The sequence below is a fragment of the Chloroflexus aurantiacus J-10-fl genome, assembly GCF_000018865.1.
GTDB classification, from domain to species: domain Bacteria; phylum Chloroflexota; class Chloroflexia; order Chloroflexales; family Chloroflexaceae; genus Chloroflexus; species Chloroflexus aurantiacus.
Genome location: NC_010175.1, coordinates 2,515,132 through 2,538,050, shown reverse-complemented (window position 1 = coordinate 2,538,050; position 22,919 = coordinate 2,515,132). Strand labels below are relative to the sequence as shown.

The window sequence follows — 22,919 nt, the reverse complement described above, 5'->3', positions numbered from 1 at the left end:
GGAATGCAGCATGCTTACTTCTCACCACCCTGGGAGTGCGCACCTCCGGCGCGCTCAAAACCTGTGTCTGCTAAACCTGCTGTCAATCGCCGATCAATTCGCGTCTCCGGTGTTGGGAGGACGGCAGCCAGACTTCTGTATCGACCACGCTGCGTGATACCAATCCGTGGAATGTACCGATTCACCGGTCGATAGTGGAACAGAGGGACACAGCAGTAGTGTGCGGTAGGCCGGGTGATGGGGTAAATTGCCGAGCACACCTCATTCCTATCCGCCCTCTCTTGTTAGAACCTATTTCAAAAAAACGTCTACGAGAAGTTATCTCATTCCTGACCGACTCTGTGATTGAAACAATCCAATCTCGCACCTCCGTGACCAGTGGTGTCAACGGCGTGCCAGGCGCCGGATCGTGAGCACGGCTGCTGCGGCAGCATGGCTGCCGCACTCCAAACGTTGCGACACGCGCATAACGAGCGGGCACGGCAACCTATCCAGCGCGTGATGGCACGACCGGAGCTGCGCTTTGCCAGCAGGACAGGAGCAGGATAAACGGTCTTTGGTGATTGGCAAGCGTTCATGTACCTGTGCGACAGTCTGGGCGCACGACAGCACCGCTTTTATGAATAGATCGCTCTCCCACGTGACCGACAGGGTGAAACCGAGCCACGCTTTAGCGCATCTCTGACGAGACTTACAGAGATGCAGCATGCTCACTTCCATCCAATCACGCCAGGGCGGAACATCGTATCCCACTTTCGCTCCGGGTAGCAAATGATTGCTGCCAGGGAGTGCCGACGTCCACCGAACTCCAGATTGCGGATCGCCTCACCAACGGGTGGCGTAGATGCCGCAACGCTGTCATGCCTGTGAACGGCGACTCTCGCGCCGGCAGCGCTCTGAACAGTAACGTACCTCGTCCCAGCAGCGTGCCCACTTTTTGCGCCATTCAAACGGTCGTCCGCAAACGGCGCAGATTTTGGTTGGTAGTTGCCCTTTACGCTTTGGCGTATGGATCGTAGCGTTGGTCAATTTTGTTCTAGCCATAACGGCGTACCTTTTTGCCTCGCAGAACGGTTATATATACAGGAGCATAGTACCGTAAGTCTGATGAGTGAGCACGATAGCCGATCTCGAATTTTTGTGCCGGCAACCGGGCCGGTTCGGGTTGATGTCTCACTTGACTACAGGAGCAGGCTATGTATCACGCTACGCCAGCTATGTTCAACCGTGTACTGAACTGGCTCTTTCCCGACCGTTGTGCCGGTTGCCGGCAGTTGACCGGCGATCTTTTCTGTGCCGCCTGCCGTAAGCGACTACGGCCTTTCCCGCCCTTTCCGCCGCCTGCTGGCCTCGACAGGGCCTGGGTGGCGTTTCGGTATGAAGGTGCGCTGGTCTCAGCTATTCACCAGCTCAAGTATGGTCGACGACGCCGGGTAGCCCATGCCCTGGGCGATCTGCTGGCTGCGGCTGCCGGGCCATTGGTGGCTGATGCGCTGATTGCGGTGCCATTGCACCGTGACCGATTGCGTGAACGTGGTTTCAATCAGGCTGCCGAGCTTGCAGGCCGGCTTCGGCAAGCCGGTGGGCCGCCATTGATTGAGGGGCTGGTGCGGATACGCTCTACCCAACGCCAGGCCAGGCTGGCGGCCAATGCCCGCGCTGCAAACGTTGCCGGAGCTTTCGCCTGGAACCGACCAACTCCCCCACCACCACATCTGATTCTGGTTGATGATGTCTTTACCACCGGGGCGACCCTGGCAGCCTGCGCGGCTGCTCTGCGTGCAGCCGGGGCACAATCGGTTGGGGCGATTGCGCTGGCGCGTTCGCTGATTGACGACTCCGTTGTACAATAGAAGTATACGCGCACAGAGTGCGCTTCGGCAATCTACCATTCTCAGTCAGGAGGGACGATGATGTCTGACATCGAGCAGCTCGCTGCCGCCCACGAACAATGGGAACAGCAGTGCCTCTGGCCAGCCCTGCGCCGCACGCCTGAACGTTCTGGCCCCTTTATGACGACCAGTAGTGCACCAATTGAGCGTCTCTACACCCCGCTTGATCTCACTCGTGATGGCGAAACCCTGACCGACCACTTCCTGCGCAACATCGCCTACCCCGGTCAGTATCCGTTCACGCGCGGCATTCATCCGACCGGCTATCGCGGCAAATTGTGGACGATGCGCATGTTTGCCGGCTTCGGTAGCGCCGAGGAGACAAATGCCCGTTTCAAGTATCTGCTCGAGCAAGGGCAGACCGGATTGTCAATTGCGTTTGATATGCCCACGTTGTACGGGCGTGACACGGATCATCCGCTGGTTGAGGGTGAATTTGGCAAGTGTGGGGTGGCTGTCTCGTCACTGGCCGATATGGAGATTTTGCTGGCCGATCTGCCGCTGGATCAGGTCAGCACCTCAATGACCATCAATTCGCCGGCGGCGATGATTTGGGCCATGTATCTGGTGGTGGCCGAAAAGCGCGGCATTCCGTGGAGCCAGTTGCGGGGTACGATTCAGAACGATATTCTGAAGGAGTACATTGCCCAGAACGAATACATTTTCCCACCTGAACCGAGTATGCGGCTGGTGGTCGATACCATCGAATTTGCCGCTCGCCACGTACCACAATGGAACCCGATTAGCGTGAGTGGGTATCACATCCGCGAGGCTGGTAGCACTGCTGTGCAAGAGCTGGCGTTTACGCTGGCCGATGGCTTTGCCTATGTCGAAGCGGCGCTGGAGCGGGGTCTCGATATTGATGAATTTGCCCCCCGGATCAGCTTCTTCTTCAATGCCCACAATGACTTCTTCGAGGAGATTGCCAAGTATCGCGCTGCCCGGCGCATTTGGGCGCGGGCGATGCGTGAACGCTACGGTGCGAAGAATGAGCGCTCGTGGTGGCTGCGCTTCCACACCCAAACCGCCGGCTGCTCGCTCACTGCCCAGCAACCTGAGATCAACATCGTCCGCACGGCGATCCAGGCGCTGGCAGCCGTGCTCGGTGGCACACAGAGCCTGCATACCAACTCGATGGACGAGGCGCTGGCGTTGCCGTCGGAAAAGGCGGTAACGATTGCTCTGCGCACGCAGCAGATTATTGCCTACGAGAGTGGTGTTGCCAACACGGTTGATCCACTCGGCGGTAGCTATTTCGTCGAAGCGTTAACCGACCGCATGGAGCGTGAAGCTCAGCAGATCTTTGACGCGATCAATGCCCAGGGTGGGGTGATTGCAGCGATCCGCAACGGCTACTATCACCGCGAGATTGCCGATGCTGCCTATCGCTATCAGCAAGAGATCGACCGTGGGGAGCGCATTATTGTGGGAGTGAATGCGTTCCAGGATGATGAGCCGCTGACGATTCCGATCTTGCAGATGGATCCGGAGGGCGAGAAGCGTCATCTGGAGCGACTGAATAGGGTGCGGCGTGAGCGCGATCAGGCGCTGGTCGCTCGCCGGCTGGCAGAGTTGCGCGCCGCCGCTCAGGGGAACGAGAACATGATGCCGGCAATCCTCGACTGTGTACGGGCGTATTGTACACTCGGCGAGATGTGTGATGTGCTGCGTGAAGTGTTCGGGGTCTATCAGCAAGACTCGGTGATCGTGTAGCAACGGCTTCATGGTCAGAGAGGGATTGTTTTCAGGGGCGCAGGGCATGCGCCCCTGTGATTTTTTCTGCACAGGGGCTGTCTGTTGATAATATCCTATCTAGTTTAACAAAAGTCATCGCTCGTGATCGTGGCGTCGCATCAGCGTCGCCCTGAGCGCGGGTGTGGAGAACGGTGTTTCTGCTCCACACGTGGCATCACACACCGGCGTAAATACAGTTTCCCTGACAGGTTAGCCGGGGGGCAATCTGGAAAGGATACATAACGGTACGCATACTCACTATACTGGATAAAAACTGGTTCCTTGCTTTCCCACAACCGGGAAGCATCGGCGACAACGCAGAGGTTTTCGTCATGGCAAAGCGCCACAAAGGTAAAATCGTTGTCTGGAAAGACGATAAAGGGTATGGATTTATTGAGTCTGCCAATGGTCGCGATAGAGTCTTCTTTCATATCCGTCATCTCGCTGATCGGCAACGGCGTCCAGAACTCAATACTTCCGTTACCTATGCCCTTGGCAACGACGACAAGGGCAGAGTGCAGGCTATCGATGTCCGCTTCGGTAATGAGCCGGTTTCATTCGTTGTGGTTACCTTGCTGGTAAGTGGTAGTTTCTTCGCTGCCCTGGCTCTCATCACCTTCATCGGTGGTATCTCGCCACTGCTACTGATTCTGTATGCACTTTTCAGCAGTATCACCTTCATCGCCTATGAGTTCGACAAAATCAACGCCCGCCAGGGCCGACGCCGCATCTCCGAACGCAGTCTGCACCTGCTTGAACTGCTCGGTGGCTGGCCCGGCGCACTGGTTGCGCAGTGGTATCTTTCGCACAAGAATCGAAAGGCGTCGTATCAACGGGTATTCTGGCTGGTAGTATTTGTCAATCTGGGTGTTTTGTTCTGGTATTGCTATCAGGTGCTCACATGACACACACTGAACGGTGATACCAGGACACGCAATAAGACAACGCTAACACTCCTCTTATTGCGTGTCCTGGTATTCTGGAGTAAAATACCTTGTGTGATACATCAAACAATAACCAAAGGGAGGTAGGAACAGCGCTATGCCGACCTACGTGTACGCCTGCGATGCGTGTGGCAAACAGTTTGAACAATTCCAGAGCTTCAAAGACGAACCACTGACCGTCTGTCTCTGTGGTCAGGCCGGCCGGGTACGCCGGGTCATTCAACCGGCAGGGATTGTCTTTAAGGGTTCGGGATGGTATATTACCGACAGCCGTGGTTCCAGCAGTGGCTCGGTGACGAGTAGCGACGCCGGCAAGGACAACAAGAGTGATACCAAGAGTGACACCGGTGACGATTAGACATTCGTTCACATCATATTGCACGCCGCTGTGCCGCACCCGTTCGCATCAGTACATTGCTGTTCAGGGTGCGGCTTTCCGTATCCCTTCTCCATTTTCTCCTCTTGCTGCCTGCTACTGTCGTTAGGGGTGCTGCCTGATCCGGTAGCGCCCCTTCTGCATCTGCGCTGACGCGCACCTACCTGCGCACAGTTTCCTCTTGTGTCTGTTTGTGTCCTGTTTGTTCACGAGGTTATTACGAGGTTATTATTACCGGGGTAATGTCGATGCGTATGTCACATGCACTGTGTGTATTGCGCGATGATATTCGCGCCATTTTTCGCAATGATCCCGCTGCCCGTAATCTGGCCGAGGTATTGCTGTATCCTGGACTGCATGCCATTATTCTGCACCGCCTGGCCCATGCCCTCTACCGGCGCAATATCCCTTTCATTCCGCGCCTGATTTCGCAGATAAGCCGTTTTCTCACCGGGATTGAAATTCATCCCGGTGCCCGCATTGGTCGCGGATTTTTCATCGATCACGGCATGGGAGTAGTGATTGGCGAAACAACCGAGATCGGCGATTGGGTGATGCTCTATCAAGGGGTGACGTTGGGGGGAACCGGGAAGCAAACCGGTAAGCGCCACCCAACGGTTGAGGACGAGGTGGTTATTGGCGTCGGGGCGATTGTGCTGGGCGCTATCACGATTGGCAAAGGTGCCCGTATCGGTGGCGGTGCCGTTGTGGTCAAAGATGTGCCACCGCACTCGACCGCCGTGGGAGTGCCGGCACGGATCGTGGCTCGCCGCGATCCGGTAACCGGTCTGTCGCGCCGGGTTGAGCAATTGCCCGACCCCGAAGGCGAGATGCTGCGCGGTTTGCACGATAAGGTGCTGGAACTCGAACTGCGGATCGCCGATCTGGAGGCAGCTACCCATGTTCATCACGAAGAGCATCGCCTCAAATACGACGCATTGCCCGATCAGCTCTGGCAAACGCTCTTGAATGACTCATCGTCGGTTGAAGAAGAGTATAATCAAGGTGCCGGTATCTGAAACCGGGAGACAACTGTTTGCAACATAGTGAGTTCGTATGACGATTCAACTCTACAATACCCTGAGCCGCCGCCTCGAACCGCTGGAGACGATTGAACCCGGCGTGGTACGGATGTATGTCTGTGGCGTGACTCCCTACGACGAAGCCCATATCGGGCACGCAATGTCGGCCATCGTCTTCGATGTCATCCGGCGCTATCTTGAATTTCGCGGCTACGAAGTGCGGCATATCGTCAATTTTACCGATATTGATGACAAGGTGATCGCCCGTGCCAATGCGCTCGGTCAAGACCCCCTGACGTTGTCGGGGCAGTATGCCGCCGAGTTCCTCGCCCAGTTGCAGGCTATGAATGTCTTGCCGGCAACCGCCTATCCACGAGTATCAACCACGATGCCGGCGATTATCGCCTTTGTGCAGGGCTTGATCGAGCGCGGCTATGCCTATGTCGTTGATGGCGATGTCTATTTCCGTGTTCGCCGCGACGAAGACTACGGCAAGCTCTCTGGACGTTCGCTCGATGAGATGTTGAGCGGAACCCGCTTCGAGGTCGATCCACGTAAGGAGTCGCCGGCTGATTTCGCGCTCTGGAAAGCCGCTCGCCCCGGCGAACCGTCCTGGGAGAGTCCGTGGGGGCCGGGCCGGCCTGGCTGGCATATCGAGTGCTCGGCGATGGCGATGGAACACCTCGGCCCACAGATCGACATTCACGGTGGCGGCACCGACCTGATCTTCCCGCATCACGAAAACGAGATTGCCCAAAGCGAGAGTTTGACCGGGCAGTGCTTTGCCCGCTATTGGGTACACAATGGCATGCTGCAACTGGTCAATCCGCAGACGCGCCAGGTCGAAAAGATGTCGAAGTCGTTGGGCAATGTAGTGACGATTGCCGATTTTCTGAGCCGCTACGACGCCGATGTCTTCCGTTTGATCGTGTTGAGCAGCTCGTACCGCAGCCCGCTGACCTACAACGACGAGGTTGCCGCCGATAATCAACGCAAACTCGAGCGCTTGCTCTCGGCCCTGGCACCGGCCACCGGGACGGTACACGAAGGGCCGGCAGTGACTGCCCTGCGCGAGGCGGCAGCACTTGCCCGTGAACGCTTCATCACGGCAATGGACAATGATTTCAACAGCCCGGCAGCCCTCGCTGCCCTGTTCGACCTGGTACGGGCCATCAATGCAGCACGCGACGCCGGTCTCGATAACGATGCGCTGGCAATTGGGCAGCAGACCCTGCGAGAGCTGGCCGGTGTGCTCGGTCTGCGCTTGCAACCACGGCAACGCACAACCGGTGCCGAAGCCACTCCGTTCATCGAGTTGTTGATCGAGGTGCGGAGCGAGTTGCGTAAGGCAAAACAGTACGCCCTGGCCGATATGGTGCGCAACCGGTTGAGCGATCTGGGTGTCACGCTTGAGGATGGCCCGCAGGGCACGCGATGGAAGTGGGAGAGGTGACGTACATTCATGCAAACAACATCCTGGCTCGAAATTGCAGTTGAAGTTGACCCGGAAGCCGTGGAAACGGTGTCCGAAATCCTGGCCCGTTACGGCTACAATGGTGGTGTCGTGGTCGAGCAGAGCTGGATCGCTGGCGATGAAGGGCCAGAATTCCAGTACGATCCCAACCGACCGGTCTGGTTGCGTACCTATCTGCCACTCGACGCGCAGGCCGAAGAGACCCGTCAGCAGATCGAACATGCCCTCTGGCACGTCCACCAGATTCGCCCGCTCGGCCCGATCCAGACTCGCACACTGGCCGAAGAAGACTGGGCGAACGCCTGGAAGCAGTTTTACCCGGTGCTGCGCGTTGGCGAGCGCACGGTGATTGTGCCGTCGTGGCTGGAATATCAGCCGCAGCCGAACGATGTTGTCCTGCTGCTCGATCCGGGGATGGCGTTTGGTACCGGCCTCCACCCAACCACCCGTCTCTGCCTGCACCTGCTCGAACGGCTGGTGCAACCCGGACAACAGGTGCTCGATCTCGGCACCGGCTCTGGGATTCTGGCGATTGCTGCGGCAAAACTCGGTGCGGGTCAGGTACTGGCACTCGATAACGATCCGATAGCGGTACGGGTCGCGCACGAAAATGTTGAGCGCAATCAGGTGCAAGACCTGGTGACGGTAGCCGAAGGCAGCCTGGGCGCCGGGCAGGCGATGGGGCACTGGCTGTCTGGCGATTTTGGGCCGGAAACACCCGATCCCACCCTGCACGACAACACGCCCCAGGCCACCTTCGATCTGATCGCGGCCAATCTGATCGCGAAAGTCCTGGTGCTGCTGGCGCCTGATCTGGCGACAGCTCTCAAACCCGGTGGTCTACTGATTAGTAGTGGTATCATTGATGTCAAAGAGGCAGAGGTCGTAGCGGCCTTCGCCGCAGTCGGTCTGCAACAGATCGAACGCCATGTTGAGGGTGAGTGGGTGGCTCTGGTTCACCGTCGCCCACAATAGACCTGATTTCGATAAAGACGCAAACCTATGCAGACACTCTATCCAATTCTCTGTGAACCGCGCCTGGTTGAACCGCTCTGGGGTGGTCAACGACTGGCACCGTGGCTCGATCTGCCGCACCCCCATCCAGAACGGCTGGGTGAAATCTGGCTGGTCTTCGATAGCAATCGGGTCAGCAACGGCCCCCTGGCCGGCACAACGATTGCCGATCTGGCCCGTGCCTACGGCACCGCCCTGGTCGGTTCCCGACCGTTCGCCCGCTACGGTGCCGATCTACCGTTGCTGGCGAAATTCATTGATGCCGCCGACCGCCTCTCGGTACAGGTGCATCCCGACGATGAGTATGCCCATACGTTTGAGGCGCATACCGGCTTCCACGGCAAAACCGAAGCCTGGTACATTCTGGCTGCCGAACCGGGGGCAACGGTGACATTGGGCACGTCCACGGTGCTGGAACGTGAGACACTGGCGCGGGCAATCGCTGATGGTACCGTCGAAACCCTCCTGGCGCAGCGGCCGGTTCAGTCCGGCGACCTGATCTTCGTACCGGCGGGGACGATTCACGCCATCAACGCCGGGATTATGCTGTTTGAAATTCAGCAGAAATCGGATCTTACCTATCGCCTGTACGATTACAACCGCCGCGATGCCCGTACCGGTCAGCTCCGCCCGCTGCACATCGAGCAGGCGCTGGCGGTGAGTCGGCTGGAACCGGCGCACACTGCCCGGTTGCGTCCACTGCCGCTCGATGCACAACGCGAATTGCTGGTAGCCTGCTCATCATTTGCACTCGAACGCTGGCGCGTGCAGGGAGAAGTAGCGGCGAAGACCGACCCCGCTTCGCTTGAGATCCTCACCGTCATTGGCGGGACGGCACAGCTTACCTGGCAACAGCTTACCCTCGACCTGCCACGCGGAACGGCGGTCCTCTTGCCGGCAACCCTGGGAGCGTACCGACTTCTCGCCGATGATGCAACCCTGTTGCGTTCATATATTCCCGATATACCGGCGTTAATCAGCACACTTGGCGTATCACCGGGTACCGGTCCAATCTTCCCCTAAAGCCGATGGTTGATGACACACTCGCAATTCCCAACACACGCCGCTTCTTCGTCAATCCTGGCTGGCTACGCACCGATCAGGTAGAGATTGATGATGCGGCCATCATTCATCAATGGGAGCGTGTCTTACGCCTCCGCGCCGGTGATCGGGTGATGCTGCTCGACGGACAGGGATTGGCGGCAATCGTTGAGATCACTCACATTGATCGGCGACGCGCTCGCGGTCAGGTAGTGGCTCGCTGCCAGGCTTCCGGCGAGCCGGCTGTGACCTTTGATCTCTATCTGGCCCTCATCCGTCCTGAGCGCTTCGAGTGGGCAATCCAGAAAGCTGTTGAGCTAGGGGTATACCGGATTGTACCGGTGACCTTCGCCCGTTCGCTCATCACCGGTCGGATTGACGAACATCGTCTGGCGCGCTGGCAACGCATTGCTACCGAAGCAGCCGAGCAGGCCGGACGCGGACGATTGCCGGTTGTCGCTGAACCGCAGTCGTTCGCGGCGGCACTGACCAGAGCGCATACCGCCGACCTGGCTATTCTGCTCGATGAACAGGCAACGGTGCATCTACGCACAGTGCTGCCGCCACAACCATCGTTACGCCAGATTGCCATTTATTCGGGACCCGAAGGTGGCATTGATCCCGCCGAACGAACGGCGGCGCATCAGCACGGCATTCAATCGGTGTCACTGGGACCACGCATTTTACGGGCCGAAACGGCACCGCTGGTAGCACTGGCCATGCTTCAATATGCACTTCAATACTAGAAAAGATACTGCTATGGAACGGGTGTGGGCAATTATCGGCAAAATCGTGCAATGGCTGGCTGTCGTGACCGTGGCGTTTCTCGGCGGGTGGATTACCGGCCGTATCGTCGGCGTCTCGCCGATTGATGTCTTTATTACCGGCGTTTCCAATGCTGACGCCCGCCTGCTGACCCCCGGTGACCGCCGGCAATACGCTGCCGTGTTCTGGGATGTATGGGACCTGGTGGAAGGCAATTTCTACCGTCCTGAGAGTATTGATCGGCAGCGCATGATCTACGGTGCCATCCGTGGCATGCTGGCCACCCTCGACGATCCCTACACCTTCTTCCAGGAGCCAGAGGAGGCACAGCAGAATCGCGAGTCAATGGAAGGCCGTTACGAAGGGATCGGTGCCTACCTGCGGGTCGAGGATGGGATGATTGTGATTGACCGCCCCATCCCCAACTCGCCGGCAGCACAGGCCGGCCTGCAACCGGGTGACATTATCCTGGCCGTCGATGATCAGGAACTGGCTGAACTGATCGCTGGCCTGAACGAGAACGACGCCAGTGCCCGTGCCGTCAGCCTGATCCGTGGCCCGGCCGGATCCGTCGTTCGCCTGACCCTGCGTCGCCCGGCAGAGGATCGCGTCTTTACCGTTGCCATTACTCGTGCCGCCATCCCGTTGATCACCGTTAACAGCACCATGCTGCCGAATGGCATTGCCTACATCCAGATCACCGAATTCAAAGCCACCACCACCGAGTTGCTTGATGCCGCAATTGCCGAACTGCGGCCGCAACAGCCACGCGCCATTGTGCTTGATCTGAGAAACAATTCCGGCGGCTTTTTAACCACTGCGCAAGAAGTCCTGGGTCGTTTTTACGACGGCATCGCCCTTTACGAAGAGGAACGAAGCGGGGTCAAAAAGGAGCTGCGTACTATCACTGCCGTACCCGACCGCCGGCTCTACGACATACCAATGGTTGTCCTGGTGAATGGTGGATCGGCCAGTGCGGCCGAGGTCGTGGCCGGCGCCTTACGCGATCAACGGCCCAACACCGTACTGCTCGGTGAGCGCACCTTCGGCAAGGGATCGGTGCAAAACATCTACACGTTACGCGACGGGAGTAGTGTACGCATCACCATTGCCCGCTGGTTAACCCCTGCTGGCGAAGCCATTAACGGTGTCGGCATTACCCCCCAGCACGTGGTACCGGCCTCGAATGAGGCGACTTACCCTGTCCCCTGCGTCCCTGATCGTCCCGCCGATACGAGCTGTGCTGATGCTCAACTCTACTGGGCTTTACAGTTATTAGAGAACGGAACCGCACCACCACCGCCGGCAGAAACAGAAACGGCCCCCTAAGGGGCCGTAGACCGGACGGCGGGCAAAGGGGCAAGCGCGAGGAAACGGCGTGCAGGGCGCCGTGGAGGTTGAATTGGGGAGGCAGAGATCCTGGCTGACAGGAAGGATACGGATGAACGTCATCGCGTATCCGGTTCTCTTGGTTGCCCGCCGCCAAACGGCACAATCACAGTATAGCAATGATGCAGCGTGGCAACAGGAAACGAGCAGCTACCATCGGTAGCGATTTCCTCACTCGCAACAGCGAGTTGACGCTTTGTGCTATGATAGCCAGTCAAAGGCTGAGCTGTAATGCTCTGCTCGTTGGCATCGTTTATGAGGCGGCGGGTCAGAGACATTACCATTGACAGATACGGTATAATACGAACACAAGTTCTATTACAGGTGGGGGTCTGAGGTGGCTATGAACAATCCACGCCCCTTTATTCGCAGCGAACGACGCCAGGGGGCAGAGAATGGCGCTGAGCTGCGCGAATATCGGCTACTCGAACGCATCGGACAGGATGAACTGGCTATCATCTACCGGGCCATTCATCAGACGCTGAACCGTCCGGTGTATATTTCCCTGTTACGACGCCACGACTGGATTTCCAGTAGCCGGTTTCAACTGGCCGCCCGCCTGGCAGCAAGTTTGAATCATCCCCATCTGTTGCCGGTGATTGATGCCGGTCACGATGAGCGCTACGGCGACTATATGGTAACGCCGTATGTCGATGCCCGTCCGCTCAGTGATCTACTGGCTGAAGGCCCGCTGGAACTGCCACTGGCTATGCGCATCATTAGCCAGATTGCCGCCGCTCTCGACTATCTCCACGAGCAGCAGATCATTCATCGTGATGTGCAACCGGCGAACATTCTGGTCACGCCGCAGGGCAATGCCTATCTTACCAACCTAAGCCTTGCTGCTGCTCCTGATGCCCCTGATCTGAGCCAGATCGAGGAAGCCGATTATGTAACCCCCTATTCAGCACCTGAACTGCGCCTGATTCAGCACGAGGCGCATCCGGCGCTCGATATTTATAGCCTGGGTGCCGTGGCCTACCATATGCTGAGTGGTGAACTTCCTCCCACCGGTCTGATCGCCGAACTTGATCTAGTCGGTAAACCACCGCCTCTGACCCTGGCCGAACGGGTGCTCTTGCGTATGCTGTCACCGCAACCTAATCTGCGTTTCACAACGGCCGGCGCTGCTGCCAATGCCCTCCGTCTGGCACTGCGTACCCTGCTCGATCAGTCTACCACCGATATGGAGGAGTCGCGTTGGGAAGCCTGTGCCGAGTGGTTTGAAAATCCGCTGGAACTGGCGCTCAGCACCGATCTCTCGAACCTGGCCGACCAGTTCAACGATTTTCTCAGCGAGTCTCGCAAGCGGGCAGATAAGTGGCACCGGCGCAACTATGTGCGGCAGTGGCTCAACAACTGGAGTCGCAAAAATCGTTTTCGGCGCTCTTCACTCGGTCAACTGATCGAGCTTGAGACGATTGCCAGCTTCAATATCTATTTCTACGAATTACATGTTCTCTACGAGACACGCACAAAGCCAGAAGTGAAGATTCGGCCCATGAACCTTGACGAACGACCCCAGGCCGAACCGGCCCTTGATCTCTGGAGCGTGCCACTACCGATAGCAGAGGAGTTTAGTTCGGAAAAAGGCGGTGACATCGTTCTTCCAGGATCACGGCGCTTTTTTACCTGCACTGAATGTCAGGGATCGGGTCAACTGGTATGTCCACAGTGTCAGGGTAAAGGAACGATCAAACCACGGAAGACGCGCAATGACGAGACCGATCCGGTTGATCAGACCTGCAATCGCTGCAAAGGCTACGGGAAAGTGCGGTGCGAGAAGTGTGCCGGGAACGGCAATCTGGTCGAAGAAAAGGTGTTTCACTGGTCGCGGCGGGCGGTTGAGCACCAGAATGATGACGATAGCGAAGGGTTGCCCAATAACGTACGCACCCTGCTACGCCAGCGCGCTCAACCGGTCTACGAAGCCGAGATCGATCTTTTTGATAGCCAATGGCGAAGTGTCGGAACACTGAGTGATCTGATAGACAGAGCAATTGCTAACGCCGGCGAACATACCCGACCGATACGTGCCAAACTCCGCATCAGGGGCGTGACGATGACGCAGATCAACGGCTTGCTTGATGGTCAGGAATGCGAGCTGTATCTCATCGGCCCAGATGATACGCTGGTGAGCACAATTAGTCTGTGGAATATCGAACGCATTGCCCTGATTGTATCGGTCATCCTGCTCGTGATCGTGATAACAGTAACACTGGTGACGATCTGGCTATAGCCTTCGCGGATGGCCATGAATAGGCGCAGCAGGTGGCTCACCACACATCGATTGGCTGGATGATACCCTTGCCTGCCTGGCGATCTACCTGTTGCCTTGTTGATGGAGGTAAGGACGTTCAGGTCATCTCCAGGCCCTATCTCTCGAACACACTCGCGTGTTCTGTCCACCCCTGAACCCGCTGGGGCGGGAGTCGCTGCATCTGCCTTGCAACTCTGCGCACTTTGCCTAATCCATGAATGAGATGACTTCTCGCTCCCTCATCGCCCTCGCGCACGTTCTCGTCCAAATGCAATGATCTCATCGAGAAAACGCGACGGTTTCAGACGCTGACCACGCTGCCGGCTTGCCGTCCACGAGAGATAGAGCCGTTCGGCGGCACGGGTCAGCGCCACATAGCATAAGCGCCGTTCTTCTTCGATAGCCGCCGGATCGCCGATACTCCGTTCGTGCGGCAGCGTTCCCTCCTCTAAGCCCACCACAAACACAAATGGCCACTCCAACCCCTTGGCGGCGTGGATCGTCAAGAGCTGAACCCGATCACGCTCATCATCTTCATCGTCTGTATTCGTCATCAGCGCAACTTCTTGCAGGAACGAACGCAGATCAGTGTGCTCTTCCGCTGCCCGCAGCAACTCCTGCAAATGGGCACGCGCCTCGGCCAGCTCCTCGGCGTCGAAACGTTCAGCTAATGCCGCCATATACCCACTCTGCTCCAGCACATCGGCCAGCACGTGATCCGGCGGCATGGTGCTTTCGGCCAACCGCCACCAGCGTTGCAACAATGCGAAGAGCCGATGGGCACCCTCGACCGCCCGTGGACTCAGACCGGGAATATTCCGGGCATGGCCAAGAGCTGTACTGATCGGCAACGATTGGGCTGCCGCATAGGCGGCAATGGTTGCCAGCGCCTGCCCGCCTAACCCTCGCGCCGGCACATTCGCAATGCGCGTCAAACTGAGGTTATCCGCCGGATTGGCAATACAGCGAAGATAGGCCAGGGCATCACGCACCACCGCCCGATCAAAGAAACTCACTCCACCGCGCACCTGGTACGGAATCCGGGCATGGCGCAAGGCTTGCTCGAACGGTCGGCTCATATGACGGGTGCGGTAGAGCACGGCAATATCGCGCAACCGTCGCCCTTGCCGTTGCAGATCGGCAATCGAACGAGCTACCTGATCGGCCTCATCACGACTATCTCTGGCTTCGCTGATCAACACACAACGTTCATCAACATTCCGTGCCGCAGCACGCAATTCCATCGGTGCCACGCTGCGGCTGTGGCGAATAATTGCATAAGCCGCATCGAGAATAGGCTGGCGCGAACGGTAGTTCGTTGTCAACTCGATCACACGAGCATCGGGAAAATCGGTAGCAAAGCGGTTGATAATGCTGTGATCGGCGTTGCGAAAGCCGTAGATACTCTGCATTGCATCGCCAACCACGAAGAGCGAGCGCGGACGCTGCGCCGTTGGCCGGGTGAGCAACTCAATCAGCGCGTGCTGACTCGGATCGGTATCCTGGTACTCGTCGACCAGCACGTGTTGCCAGCGCTGCTGATACGTTGCCAGCAAATCGGGATCATCGCTCAGCAGGCGATACGCGGTCAGGATCAGATCATCGAAATCGAGGGCATTCGCCTGTTCGAGTGCCCGCTGATAGCGCCGGTAACAGGCAGCGATAAAGCGATCAAGCGGGTCGGTGGCGAACCGTGCCATCAGGCGTGGGGTCAACATCCGGCTTTTAGCCCGTGAAATCAGCCGCAACACCTCATCGGCTTCGATCAACCGGGGTGGTGTCTCGCCTACGCCCGCCAATGCCTCAGCCGCCAGTTGCAATTGCTCCTCGCCGGCATAGATCGAGAACGAAGAGGTATATCCTTTCAGCCGACCCTCAATCGACTCGCGCAGGATACGTGTGCAGATGGCATGAAAAGTACCGCTGGTCAAACCACGAATGCGCAGCCCTGGCAGATTGCTTAACCGCTCACGCATCTCGCGTGCCGCCTTATTGGTAAAAGTAACCGCCAGAATCTGCTGCGGCGCTACCCCGTAGTGCGTAATCAGATAGGCGATCCTCAGCGTCAAGACCCGTGTTTTGCCACTACCGGCCCCGGCCTTGACCAGTATCGGCCCAATTGGGGCAGTAACAGCCGCGCGCTGGGCGGGATTCAGCAGGTTGAGTTGTTCCATATCGTGCCAGTTTTGCTAGAAGCTGTTAGACAATAATGCTTTGCTGAATGATGTATGTCGATCAGCAGTGGGTAACGTGCAGCAATGCGACCGCTACCCCACCGGTTCACAGCCAGACGGTTGCCTCACCCGGCAGCAGGTTGAACTACGTTCACACCTGCATTGTTTGCCGGACGGATTATACCAGACCATCAGGATTGCACCAGTTCATTCAGAGCTGGAGTGATGTGTCTGTCGGTCATTGCTGCGTCGTGTAACACCTGTGATGCGCTATCCTTCAGCAAGAGTATCAGTACCGTGCTGATGATGACACAAGACGCCGGAGAGCGAATGACCGAATGGTGTTCCCGACATGATGCATGGATTCATCACGCATCGCGTGCCACGCCTGGGTGGGAGGGGCGGGTTCATAGGGGTGGGTTTGGAACCCGCCCCTACGAAATGCCTGGGTGGGGATGCGGTGACCACTCTCATCTCACATCTGGTAAGATGCCAGGCATGAAACGCGCACCAATCAACCCTCCCTTCTGCCACTTGTGCATTACCCACATGTCACACTGCGTCAGGCCGGGCTGCACGCGCTCCCTGTGGCGCGGGCTTCCCCAGCCCGCGTGCCGGCATCATCGCCACCGCCGGCAGGTGCTGGTCCCGCTGGCAGACTGGAATCCTGCCCCACGGTCTGATACACTGGCTACCGCCGCTACCACTGCGACCATCCGCTGCCCATCCGTGACGTGCGACCCACGCGACAGCGATGCAACGCGATAGTGCCCAGGGTCGCGCACAATGAGATAGGTGCTGCTCATCAACGAAGAAGGTGACTACCTGGGTATGGGTAAGGCATAGCGCTGCGTGGGAGCGGGGCGCGTAGCGGCTGCGATCACCTCTGAACAACCACCCATGGCACGCGATGCAAGACATTCCCATCCACCGCATCCCGTGGATAGTCAGGTGAACGGTACAGGTACCGTCCGTAGGGGCGGGTTTGGAACCCGCCCCTACGGAATCCGCCTCTACACACCACCGGCACTAGCACGCGGTGGGGCAGGCCGGCGGCCTGCGTTCAGCCATCGCCATCATCAGAGTCACATACCGGCACGGGTGTCCGCTGCAATCTGCGTCGGATCGTGAGCACGGCTGGCGCGGCAGCATGGCTGCCGCACTCCAAACCCTGCGATACGCACATGATTTGTGCGTAAGGCAACCCATCTAGTACGTGATAGCACGGCTGGAGCGGCGCACTGCCACTGGGCCGGTCGCCCACAACAGCACCCATAGCGATCATACCCGCTGGTACACCCGTGGTTGACACCAGTTGTGGGTAATGCATAGCTTCTGCCACCTCTGTATCCATCCGCATCCCGTGCGATGTCAACCGGCAGGGGTGGAACAGCGGTACATACAGCATATCCGCGCGCATCCACCAGACCTATGTTTGTGCATATTCCGCAGGTTATCCCCACGGTTCCGCAAGAGTGGATTCGGATACTCACGGACAACCACACTGCCGATACCATGCGGTGATGCGCAGGATCAATCAAGCCTGGGCATTAGAGCGACAACGTGCACGACAGACACAGAGGATACCAGCATGTTCAACACATGGCGGCTTCGACCTCTACACCAACCATATCCCGTTTCACAACGGCAGTCGATGTTATCGTCACTACATCACTATACCAGTTTTTAATGTTTCAACTCTAGCCAAAAGCAAGCTATAAGTGGTACAATTAATGCGCCGTAGTTGTAGAGGTCGTATTGTTGCACCACCAGCAAAGCAAACAGGGAGCGCCGCATGAATATTTTGGTTGTTGATGATGACATCCCCAGTGCAAGAATGACTTCTTACTTGCTTGAAGAAGCTGGTTATCGTGTATTTCGGGCACACGATGCATCCAACATTCTCCAGTTGATCGAGCAACACAATCCCGATCTCATCTTGCTGGATGTCATGATGCCTAAAATTGATGGGTTCGAGGTTTGTCGCCAGATTCGACGCAACTCCGACATTCCGATCATCTTCCTCTCGGCTCGCCATCAACTCCAGGATCGGGTGATGGGGCTTCAAATCGGTGGTGACGACTATCTGGTCAAACCGTTTGAACCTTCGGAATTGCTGGCGCGTGTTGAAGCTGTCTTACGACGACGCAACGCCGATGTGCTCAACACCTCGACCCGTCTCAGTCAGGGCAATATCACGCTCGATCCCGTCGAACACAAAGTTCTCTTCACCGACGGTCGCGTTGTGGAATTGACCCCACTCGAATTTCGATTGCTCTACTACCTGATGAAGAATTCGGGACGCATCTTGAACGTAACCCAAATTTTGAGTAAAGTATGGGGGTACGACTACGAAGGTGAAAGCAATCTGGTCGCCGTCTACATCCGCCGTCTGCGTACAAAGGTAGAGGAAGACCCGGATCATCCACGTCACGTCATTACAGTACGTAATCTCGGCTATAAGTTTGAGCCATAGTTTGAGATGCGTCGACCATTGCCATGAAGCATAACACCTGGCAACTGCAAACGATTATCCGTCGCCTCTTGCCGTTGCCGGCATTGGGGTTAAGCTGGCTGCTAACCCAATTCAGTCTACCGTCTGCCGCCTGGGGTGGATTGATTGGTTACGGTTTGGTCAATGTTGCCTTACTACTACTCCTTCGCCATCACCCAACTTCGACTAACCGCCTCCTGACACTCGCCGGCCTGAGCGATTTGCTCATGATCATCTGGTCGATCTTCCTGATCAGCACCAGCCCGCTGCTGGCCGTTGTTCAAGGGGTGGGTGCCTTGCGCGCATGGCGCTACCGGTTCCATTCATTCTGGCCGGCACTGCTGCCGGCGTTGATTGGCCTGCTCTACCCGTTTACCACTCCTTCGCCCTGGACAGACAATCCACTAACGTTGACCACGCTGGTGCCGGTTGGAAGCTTCCTGTTAAGCATCATTACTGTTCTGGCTTTGGTCTGGTTTGGGCAGCGACGCAATCTGGTAGCGCTCGATTGGAGGGCACGGTACGATCAGCTTCGCCGCGAACAAAAACAGCAGGTTGCCGGCCTGGAAGCCTCGAACAACGACCTACGTGAGCGGCTACGGCGGATGGAGGCTCTCGGCGAAAGCCTGCGTGCTATCAGCAGTTCGCTGAGCCTGGATGATGTGCTGCGCCAGATTCTCGACTCGCTGACCCATATGTTGGGCGTGCAGCGCATCGATAATGTGGCGCTGACATTGGCCCGCGATAACGGCCTTGAACACCAGATTCTGCACAACGATGCACAACAATCGGACTGGGCAACCGCCTTGGCGCAAGTCGTTATTACCGAAAAACGAACCGTCTTGCTGGACGCCCACGAGATAGCGCAAGAACCGGTATGGCATTCCCTGGCCGATCAGCAATGGCAGGCCGCGCTCAGTGTTCCTCTCTTCGATCCCGATCAGCCTGACCGGATTCGCGGTGCCCTCAGTGTGGTGAGTCGGCAGAGTGAAGCCTTCTCTCCGGCTGAAGAGCGTCATTTGACCTCGTTTAGCATCCAGGCCATGATTGCGATTCGGAACGCCGAACTCCACGTTCAGTTGAGTCGGCAACAGGCGATGCTCAGCGCCATTCTGCACGATATGGCCGATGGTCTGATCGTGTACGATGAAGCGGGCAACGTCTACCTCGACAACGCCGTAGCACGACAGGCGATAGCGCATAGTGCTGCTTACAATGGCAGACTGGCCGATCATCTGATCGATACGGCACGTCAGCTTTACCAGAGCAAGGTTTCGTTTAGCAAAGAAATTATCGACGGAGAAGCCGAGCAGGCTCGCTGGTACCAGATTCACGCCACTCTGGTGAATCCGTCACCCGATACTTGCCTGGCTGTGCTGGTGTTACACGATATTACCGACCAGAAAGTACAGGAGCGGCAGCGCCGGGAATTTATTGGCAAACTTGCTCATGAGCTGCGTAATCCGCTGAACGTTCTTAACGGTAATCTTGATATTGTCCTTAAGGAAAGTGATAAAGTCGGTACGCTTACCGAAGCGCAACGCTATTTTCTCGGTGAAGTGAAAGACAGTTATAAGCGCTTGTGGAAACGCATCGAGGAGTTGATAGAGATCAATCGTAATGGCACCAGTCAATTGAAGCTGCGCCCGGTGCGCACAAATATTATTGACATTATTATTAACACGTGCGTTCAACAACAACAGCCAGCTAAATCTCACGGCGTCGATCTGTGTTGGGAGGTGCCAGATCAGTTACCCGATATGTTTCTTGATGAGGAACGGATTGGTCAGGTATTGACAAATCTGATTGAGAATGCGATCAAGGCAATGCCCGATGGTGGTCAGATCACCGTGAGTGCCGAACAACAGCAAGATTATGTTCTGGTGCACGTGACCGATACCGGGATCGGTATTCCAGCCGATCAGATTGAAAAGGTGTTTCTGCCCTATCATCAGGTACCAAGCCATGTTAATGGTCGCGAGACGAAAAACACACACCTCGGCCTTGGGCTGGCAATCTGTAAACAATTTGTAGAAGCCCACAATGGCAGAATCTGGATATCGCACAGTGAAGTCGGGAAAGGAACACGCTTTACCTTTTCCCTCCCCATAATGCCCGAGACCGAACAAACGATTAAAACCGGCAGTCAAACCACTGCGTAAATGAAATCTTTTCTGAATATTTCGTTATCTTAATTGCTGTTGAAATGTGCTATATTTGCCATAAGAATATTTTGTTGCAATATGTAGCTTTGAGGACGCTAAATCGAGTAGTCTGATCACTAGTGAAGATTCTTGTTCACAGTTGGCGAAGCCCTTTCTGACATAGTAGTCGCTATCCAGACAGGTTGGCCGGAGAAACTACGTGAAGGTTGCACTCATTGCTCTACCCGGCAAACAGACCAATCAGATGCCGCCGCTGACTCTGGCCTACGTGGCGGCTGTTTTGGAACAACGTCGCATCATTGTGCGCATGTACGACCATGCCCTGGATGCAACGGGAAGCTGGCACGATATTCGGCGTCGCCTGCAAACGTTTCAGCCCCAACGTGTCATCGTCGGCGGTGAAGATAGCCGCACGATTGAACAGGCAGTCGCGCAGATTCATCAGTCTTATCCTGACATTTTGCCATTGCTGGTTCAACGCAACGGTACTGATGCACCCGCAGCCATCACCGGTGTCCTGGCCTGGCTTGATGGCGTAGCAACGGTCAATCAATGCCTGCCAAACGATGTCCCCTTTCCGGCCCGTCATCTGTTGTCGCTTGAGCACTACGCACTCCGTGCACCGGGTGGAGAGCTACAAACCCCCGTTGTGATCGGCTGGCATATCAATGGGCAATGGCACATGCGCCAGCCCCGCCAGATCGGTCAGGAGCTGCGCACGCTGGTGGAAGAGGCCGGAATCCGCCACGTACTGTTTTGCGAACCGGCATTGACCATTGATGAACAGTGGTTTACTGAACTACTCAACTATCTGATAAGCGCCAGTTTGAATGTCAAATGGCAGGCAGCGGTCGCCCTCGAACACCTGGACGAAGAGACGATTCCGCGGCTGGCTCAGGCCGGTTGTGAAGCACTGACGTTTGTCATTGCCGCTACCAGCATTTTTGACTCTGCCAGCAGGCGTAACCAGGCGCGTAAACTGCTCACTACTATCCGTGAGCATGGTATCTACACCCACGCGACTATCCTGCTCGAACCGCCTTACGAATCCATCGCTCGCCTGATCGATGTTGCGGCTACGTTTAGCCTTAACGATGTCTCTTTTGAATTGATGCAGACGATGCGGGTTGGCGATGACGAGCAAACCATCAAACGCTTTGCCCGTCAACGGTATCAGGAAGGACAAACCCGCCAGCGCCTGATTGATCGCTTTGGCCCGGTGCTCGGCGGTTTGCTCTGGCAACTACGGGTGCAGCACGTGGATGAGGATGAGGAATTGGGTGGGTAGAAGCAGGTAAACTTCCTTATATCATCCTCACCGCCACCCCCCGTTCAGCCAGGTAGCGTTTGACATCGGCCACTGAGTAGTCGCCGAAGTGGAAGATGGACGCGGCCAGTACCGCATCGGCACCGCCTTCGACGATGCCGCGATACATGTCGTGCGGCGAACCGACACCACCGGACGCGATGACCGGTACCGGGGAAATGGCGGTAATCGCCTGTAATAGCTCCAGATCATACCCGGTACGCGCACCGTCGGCGTCCATGCTATTGATACAGATTTCACCGGCCCCCAGATCGATCCCTCGCTTGATCCACTCGATAGCGTCAAGCCCCGTCGGGCGCGGATTGGCCCCGGTATGGGTAAAGACTTCCCAGCGTGGTGGTTCGCCTGGCGCGTTCACCCGTTTGGCATCAACCGACAGCACAATGCATTGGCTGCCAAACCGCCGGGCGCCCTCGGCAATGAGCTGCGGGTTGTAGACCGCTGCTGTATTCAGGCTGACCTTGTCGGCACCGGCCCGCAGCATGCGGTACATATCGTCAACGCTGCGTAACCCACCACCAACCGTGAGCGGAATAAATACTTCGGCAGCCGTGCGTTCTACAACCTCGACCATAATGGCCCGCTCGTCGCTGGATGCCGTGATGTCGTAGAAGACCAGTTCATCGGCCCCGGCAGCATTGTAGGCAGCCGCCAGCTCTACCGGATCACCGGCATCACGGTGATTCAGGAATTTCACGCCCTTCACCACACGTCCTGCTTTGACATCAAGACAGGGAATGATTCGTCGCGTCAGCATATGTTCGTCCCCGGTAACGTTCGGAAATCGCAGTAATGGCCTGTAAACCATCGCTGAGTTGGTGGTCGTTGTTGTGCGCGACCACCTTCCT

General features: G+C 56.9%; 17 protein-coding genes. 14 read left to right on the top strand and 3 right to left on the bottom strand.

The window, feature by feature from the left end; all coding sequences use genetic code 11:
• Positions 1–858 precede the first annotated feature (858 nt).
• Positions 859–1,044 carry a DUF2256 domain-containing protein gene (locus CAUR_RS09650; RefSeq protein WP_012257717.1) on the bottom strand — a complete coding sequence of 62 codons (186 nt, stop codon included), beginning with the start codon at positions 1,042–1,044 and terminating at the stop codon, positions 859–861.
• A gap of 152 nt (positions 1,045–1,196) precedes the next feature.
• On the opposite strand from CAUR_RS09650, the gene CAUR_RS09645 reads away from it, so the two are divergent.
• The 11 genes from CAUR_RS09645 to CAUR_RS09595 all read left to right on the top strand — a co-directional run bounded on the left by CAUR_RS09645 (position 1,197) and on the right by CAUR_RS09595 (position 13,890).
• Positions 1,197–1,853 carry a ComF family protein gene (locus CAUR_RS09645; protein ID WP_012257716.1) on the top strand — a complete coding sequence of 219 codons (657 nt, stop codon included), beginning with the start codon at positions 1,197–1,199 and terminating at the stop codon, positions 1,851–1,853.
• A gap of 57 nt (positions 1,854–1,910) precedes the next feature.
• Complete coding sequence (locus tag CAUR_RS09640; RefSeq protein ID WP_012257715.1) at positions 1,911–3,605, top strand: methylmalonyl-CoA mutase family protein; 1,695 nt, start codon at positions 1,911–1,913, stop codon at positions 3,603–3,605.
• Between the two features lie 353 nt (positions 3,606–3,958).
• Positions 3,959–4,531, top strand: a complete 573-nt coding sequence (locus CAUR_RS09635; protein WP_012257714.1) for a DUF1294 domain-containing protein — start codon at positions 3,959–3,961, stop codon at positions 4,529–4,531.
• Between the two features lie 136 nt (positions 4,532–4,667).
• Positions 4,668–4,928, top strand: a complete 261-nt coding sequence (locus tag CAUR_RS09630) for an FmdB family zinc ribbon protein (protein WP_012257713.1) — start codon at positions 4,668–4,670, stop codon at positions 4,926–4,928.
• A gap of 266 nt (positions 4,929–5,194) precedes the next feature.
• Positions 5,195–5,965 (top strand): serine O-acetyltransferase EpsC, encoded by a 771-nt coding sequence (gene epsC / locus CAUR_RS09625; RefSeq protein ID WP_012257712.1) that lies wholly within the window; start codon positions 5,195–5,197, stop codon positions 5,963–5,965.
• Positions 5,966–6,002: 37 nt separating this feature from the next.
• A complete protein-coding gene (cysS, locus tag CAUR_RS09620; RefSeq protein ID WP_012257711.1) occupies positions 6,003–7,421 on the top strand; it encodes a cysteine--tRNA ligase in 1,419 nt (472 codons plus the stop codon).
• Positions 7,422–7,430: 9 nt separating this feature from the next.
• The gene (locus tag CAUR_RS09615; protein WP_012257710.1) at positions 7,431–8,417 is read left to right on the top strand and encodes a 50S ribosomal protein L11 methyltransferase; all 987 of its coding nucleotides are present in this window, start codon (positions 7,431–7,433) and stop codon (positions 8,415–8,417) included.
• 27 nt (positions 8,418–8,444) lie between these two features.
• Positions 8,445–9,479 carry a type I phosphomannose isomerase catalytic subunit gene (locus tag CAUR_RS09610; RefSeq protein WP_012257709.1) on the top strand — a complete coding sequence of 345 codons (1,035 nt, stop codon included), beginning with the start codon at positions 8,445–8,447 and terminating at the stop codon, positions 9,477–9,479.
• A gap of 5 nt (positions 9,480–9,484) precedes the next feature.
• On the top strand, positions 9,485–10,243 hold the full coding sequence (locus CAUR_RS09605) for a 16S rRNA (uracil(1498)-N(3))-methyltransferase (RefSeq protein ID WP_012257708.1): 759 nt from the start codon (positions 9,485–9,487) through the stop codon (positions 10,241–10,243).
• Between the two features lie 13 nt (positions 10,244–10,256).
• Positions 10,257–11,591 (top strand): S41 family peptidase, encoded by a 1,335-nt coding sequence (locus CAUR_RS09600; protein WP_242605116.1) that lies wholly within the window; start codon positions 10,257–10,259, stop codon positions 11,589–11,591.
• 403 nt (positions 11,592–11,994) lie between these two features.
• On the top strand, positions 11,995–13,890 hold the full coding sequence (locus tag CAUR_RS09595; protein ID WP_012257706.1) for a protein kinase domain-containing protein: 1,896 nt from the start codon (positions 11,995–11,997) through the stop codon (positions 13,888–13,890).
• Positions 13,891–14,150: 260 nt separating this feature from the next.
• Here the strand turns inward: CAUR_RS09595 and CAUR_RS09590 are convergent, their stop codons facing one another.
• Positions 14,151–16,085 (bottom strand): ATP-dependent helicase, encoded by a 1,935-nt coding sequence (locus CAUR_RS09590; protein ID WP_012257705.1) that lies wholly within the window; start codon positions 16,083–16,085, stop codon positions 14,151–14,153.
• Between the two features lie 1,795 nt (positions 16,086–17,880).
• Here CAUR_RS09590 and CAUR_RS09585 point away from each other — a divergent pair.
• The 3 genes from CAUR_RS09585 (at position 17,881) to CAUR_RS09575 (ending at position 22,032) form a co-directional block, all read left to right on the top strand.
• On the top strand, positions 17,881–18,561 hold the full coding sequence (locus tag CAUR_RS09585) for a response regulator transcription factor (RefSeq protein WP_012257704.1): 681 nt from the start codon (positions 17,881–17,883) through the stop codon (positions 18,559–18,561).
• Between the two features lie 23 nt (positions 18,562–18,584).
• The gene (locus CAUR_RS09580) at positions 18,585–20,741 is read left to right on the top strand and encodes an ATP-binding protein (RefSeq protein WP_012257703.1); all 2,157 of its coding nucleotides are present in this window, start codon (positions 18,585–18,587) and stop codon (positions 20,739–20,741) included.
• Between the two features lie 202 nt (positions 20,742–20,943).
• On the top strand, positions 20,944–22,032 hold the full coding sequence (locus CAUR_RS09575; RefSeq protein WP_012257702.1) for a B12-binding domain-containing radical SAM protein: 1,089 nt from the start codon (positions 20,944–20,946) through the stop codon (positions 22,030–22,032).
• Between the two features lie 16 nt (positions 22,033–22,048).
• Here the strand turns inward: CAUR_RS09575 and hisF are convergent, their stop codons facing one another.
• Positions 22,049–22,828, bottom strand: coding sequence for an imidazole glycerol phosphate synthase subunit HisF (gene hisF / locus CAUR_RS09570; protein WP_012257701.1), 780 nt, complete (start codon positions 22,826–22,828; stop codon positions 22,049–22,051).
• Positions 22,829–22,919: the final 91 nt, after the last annotated feature.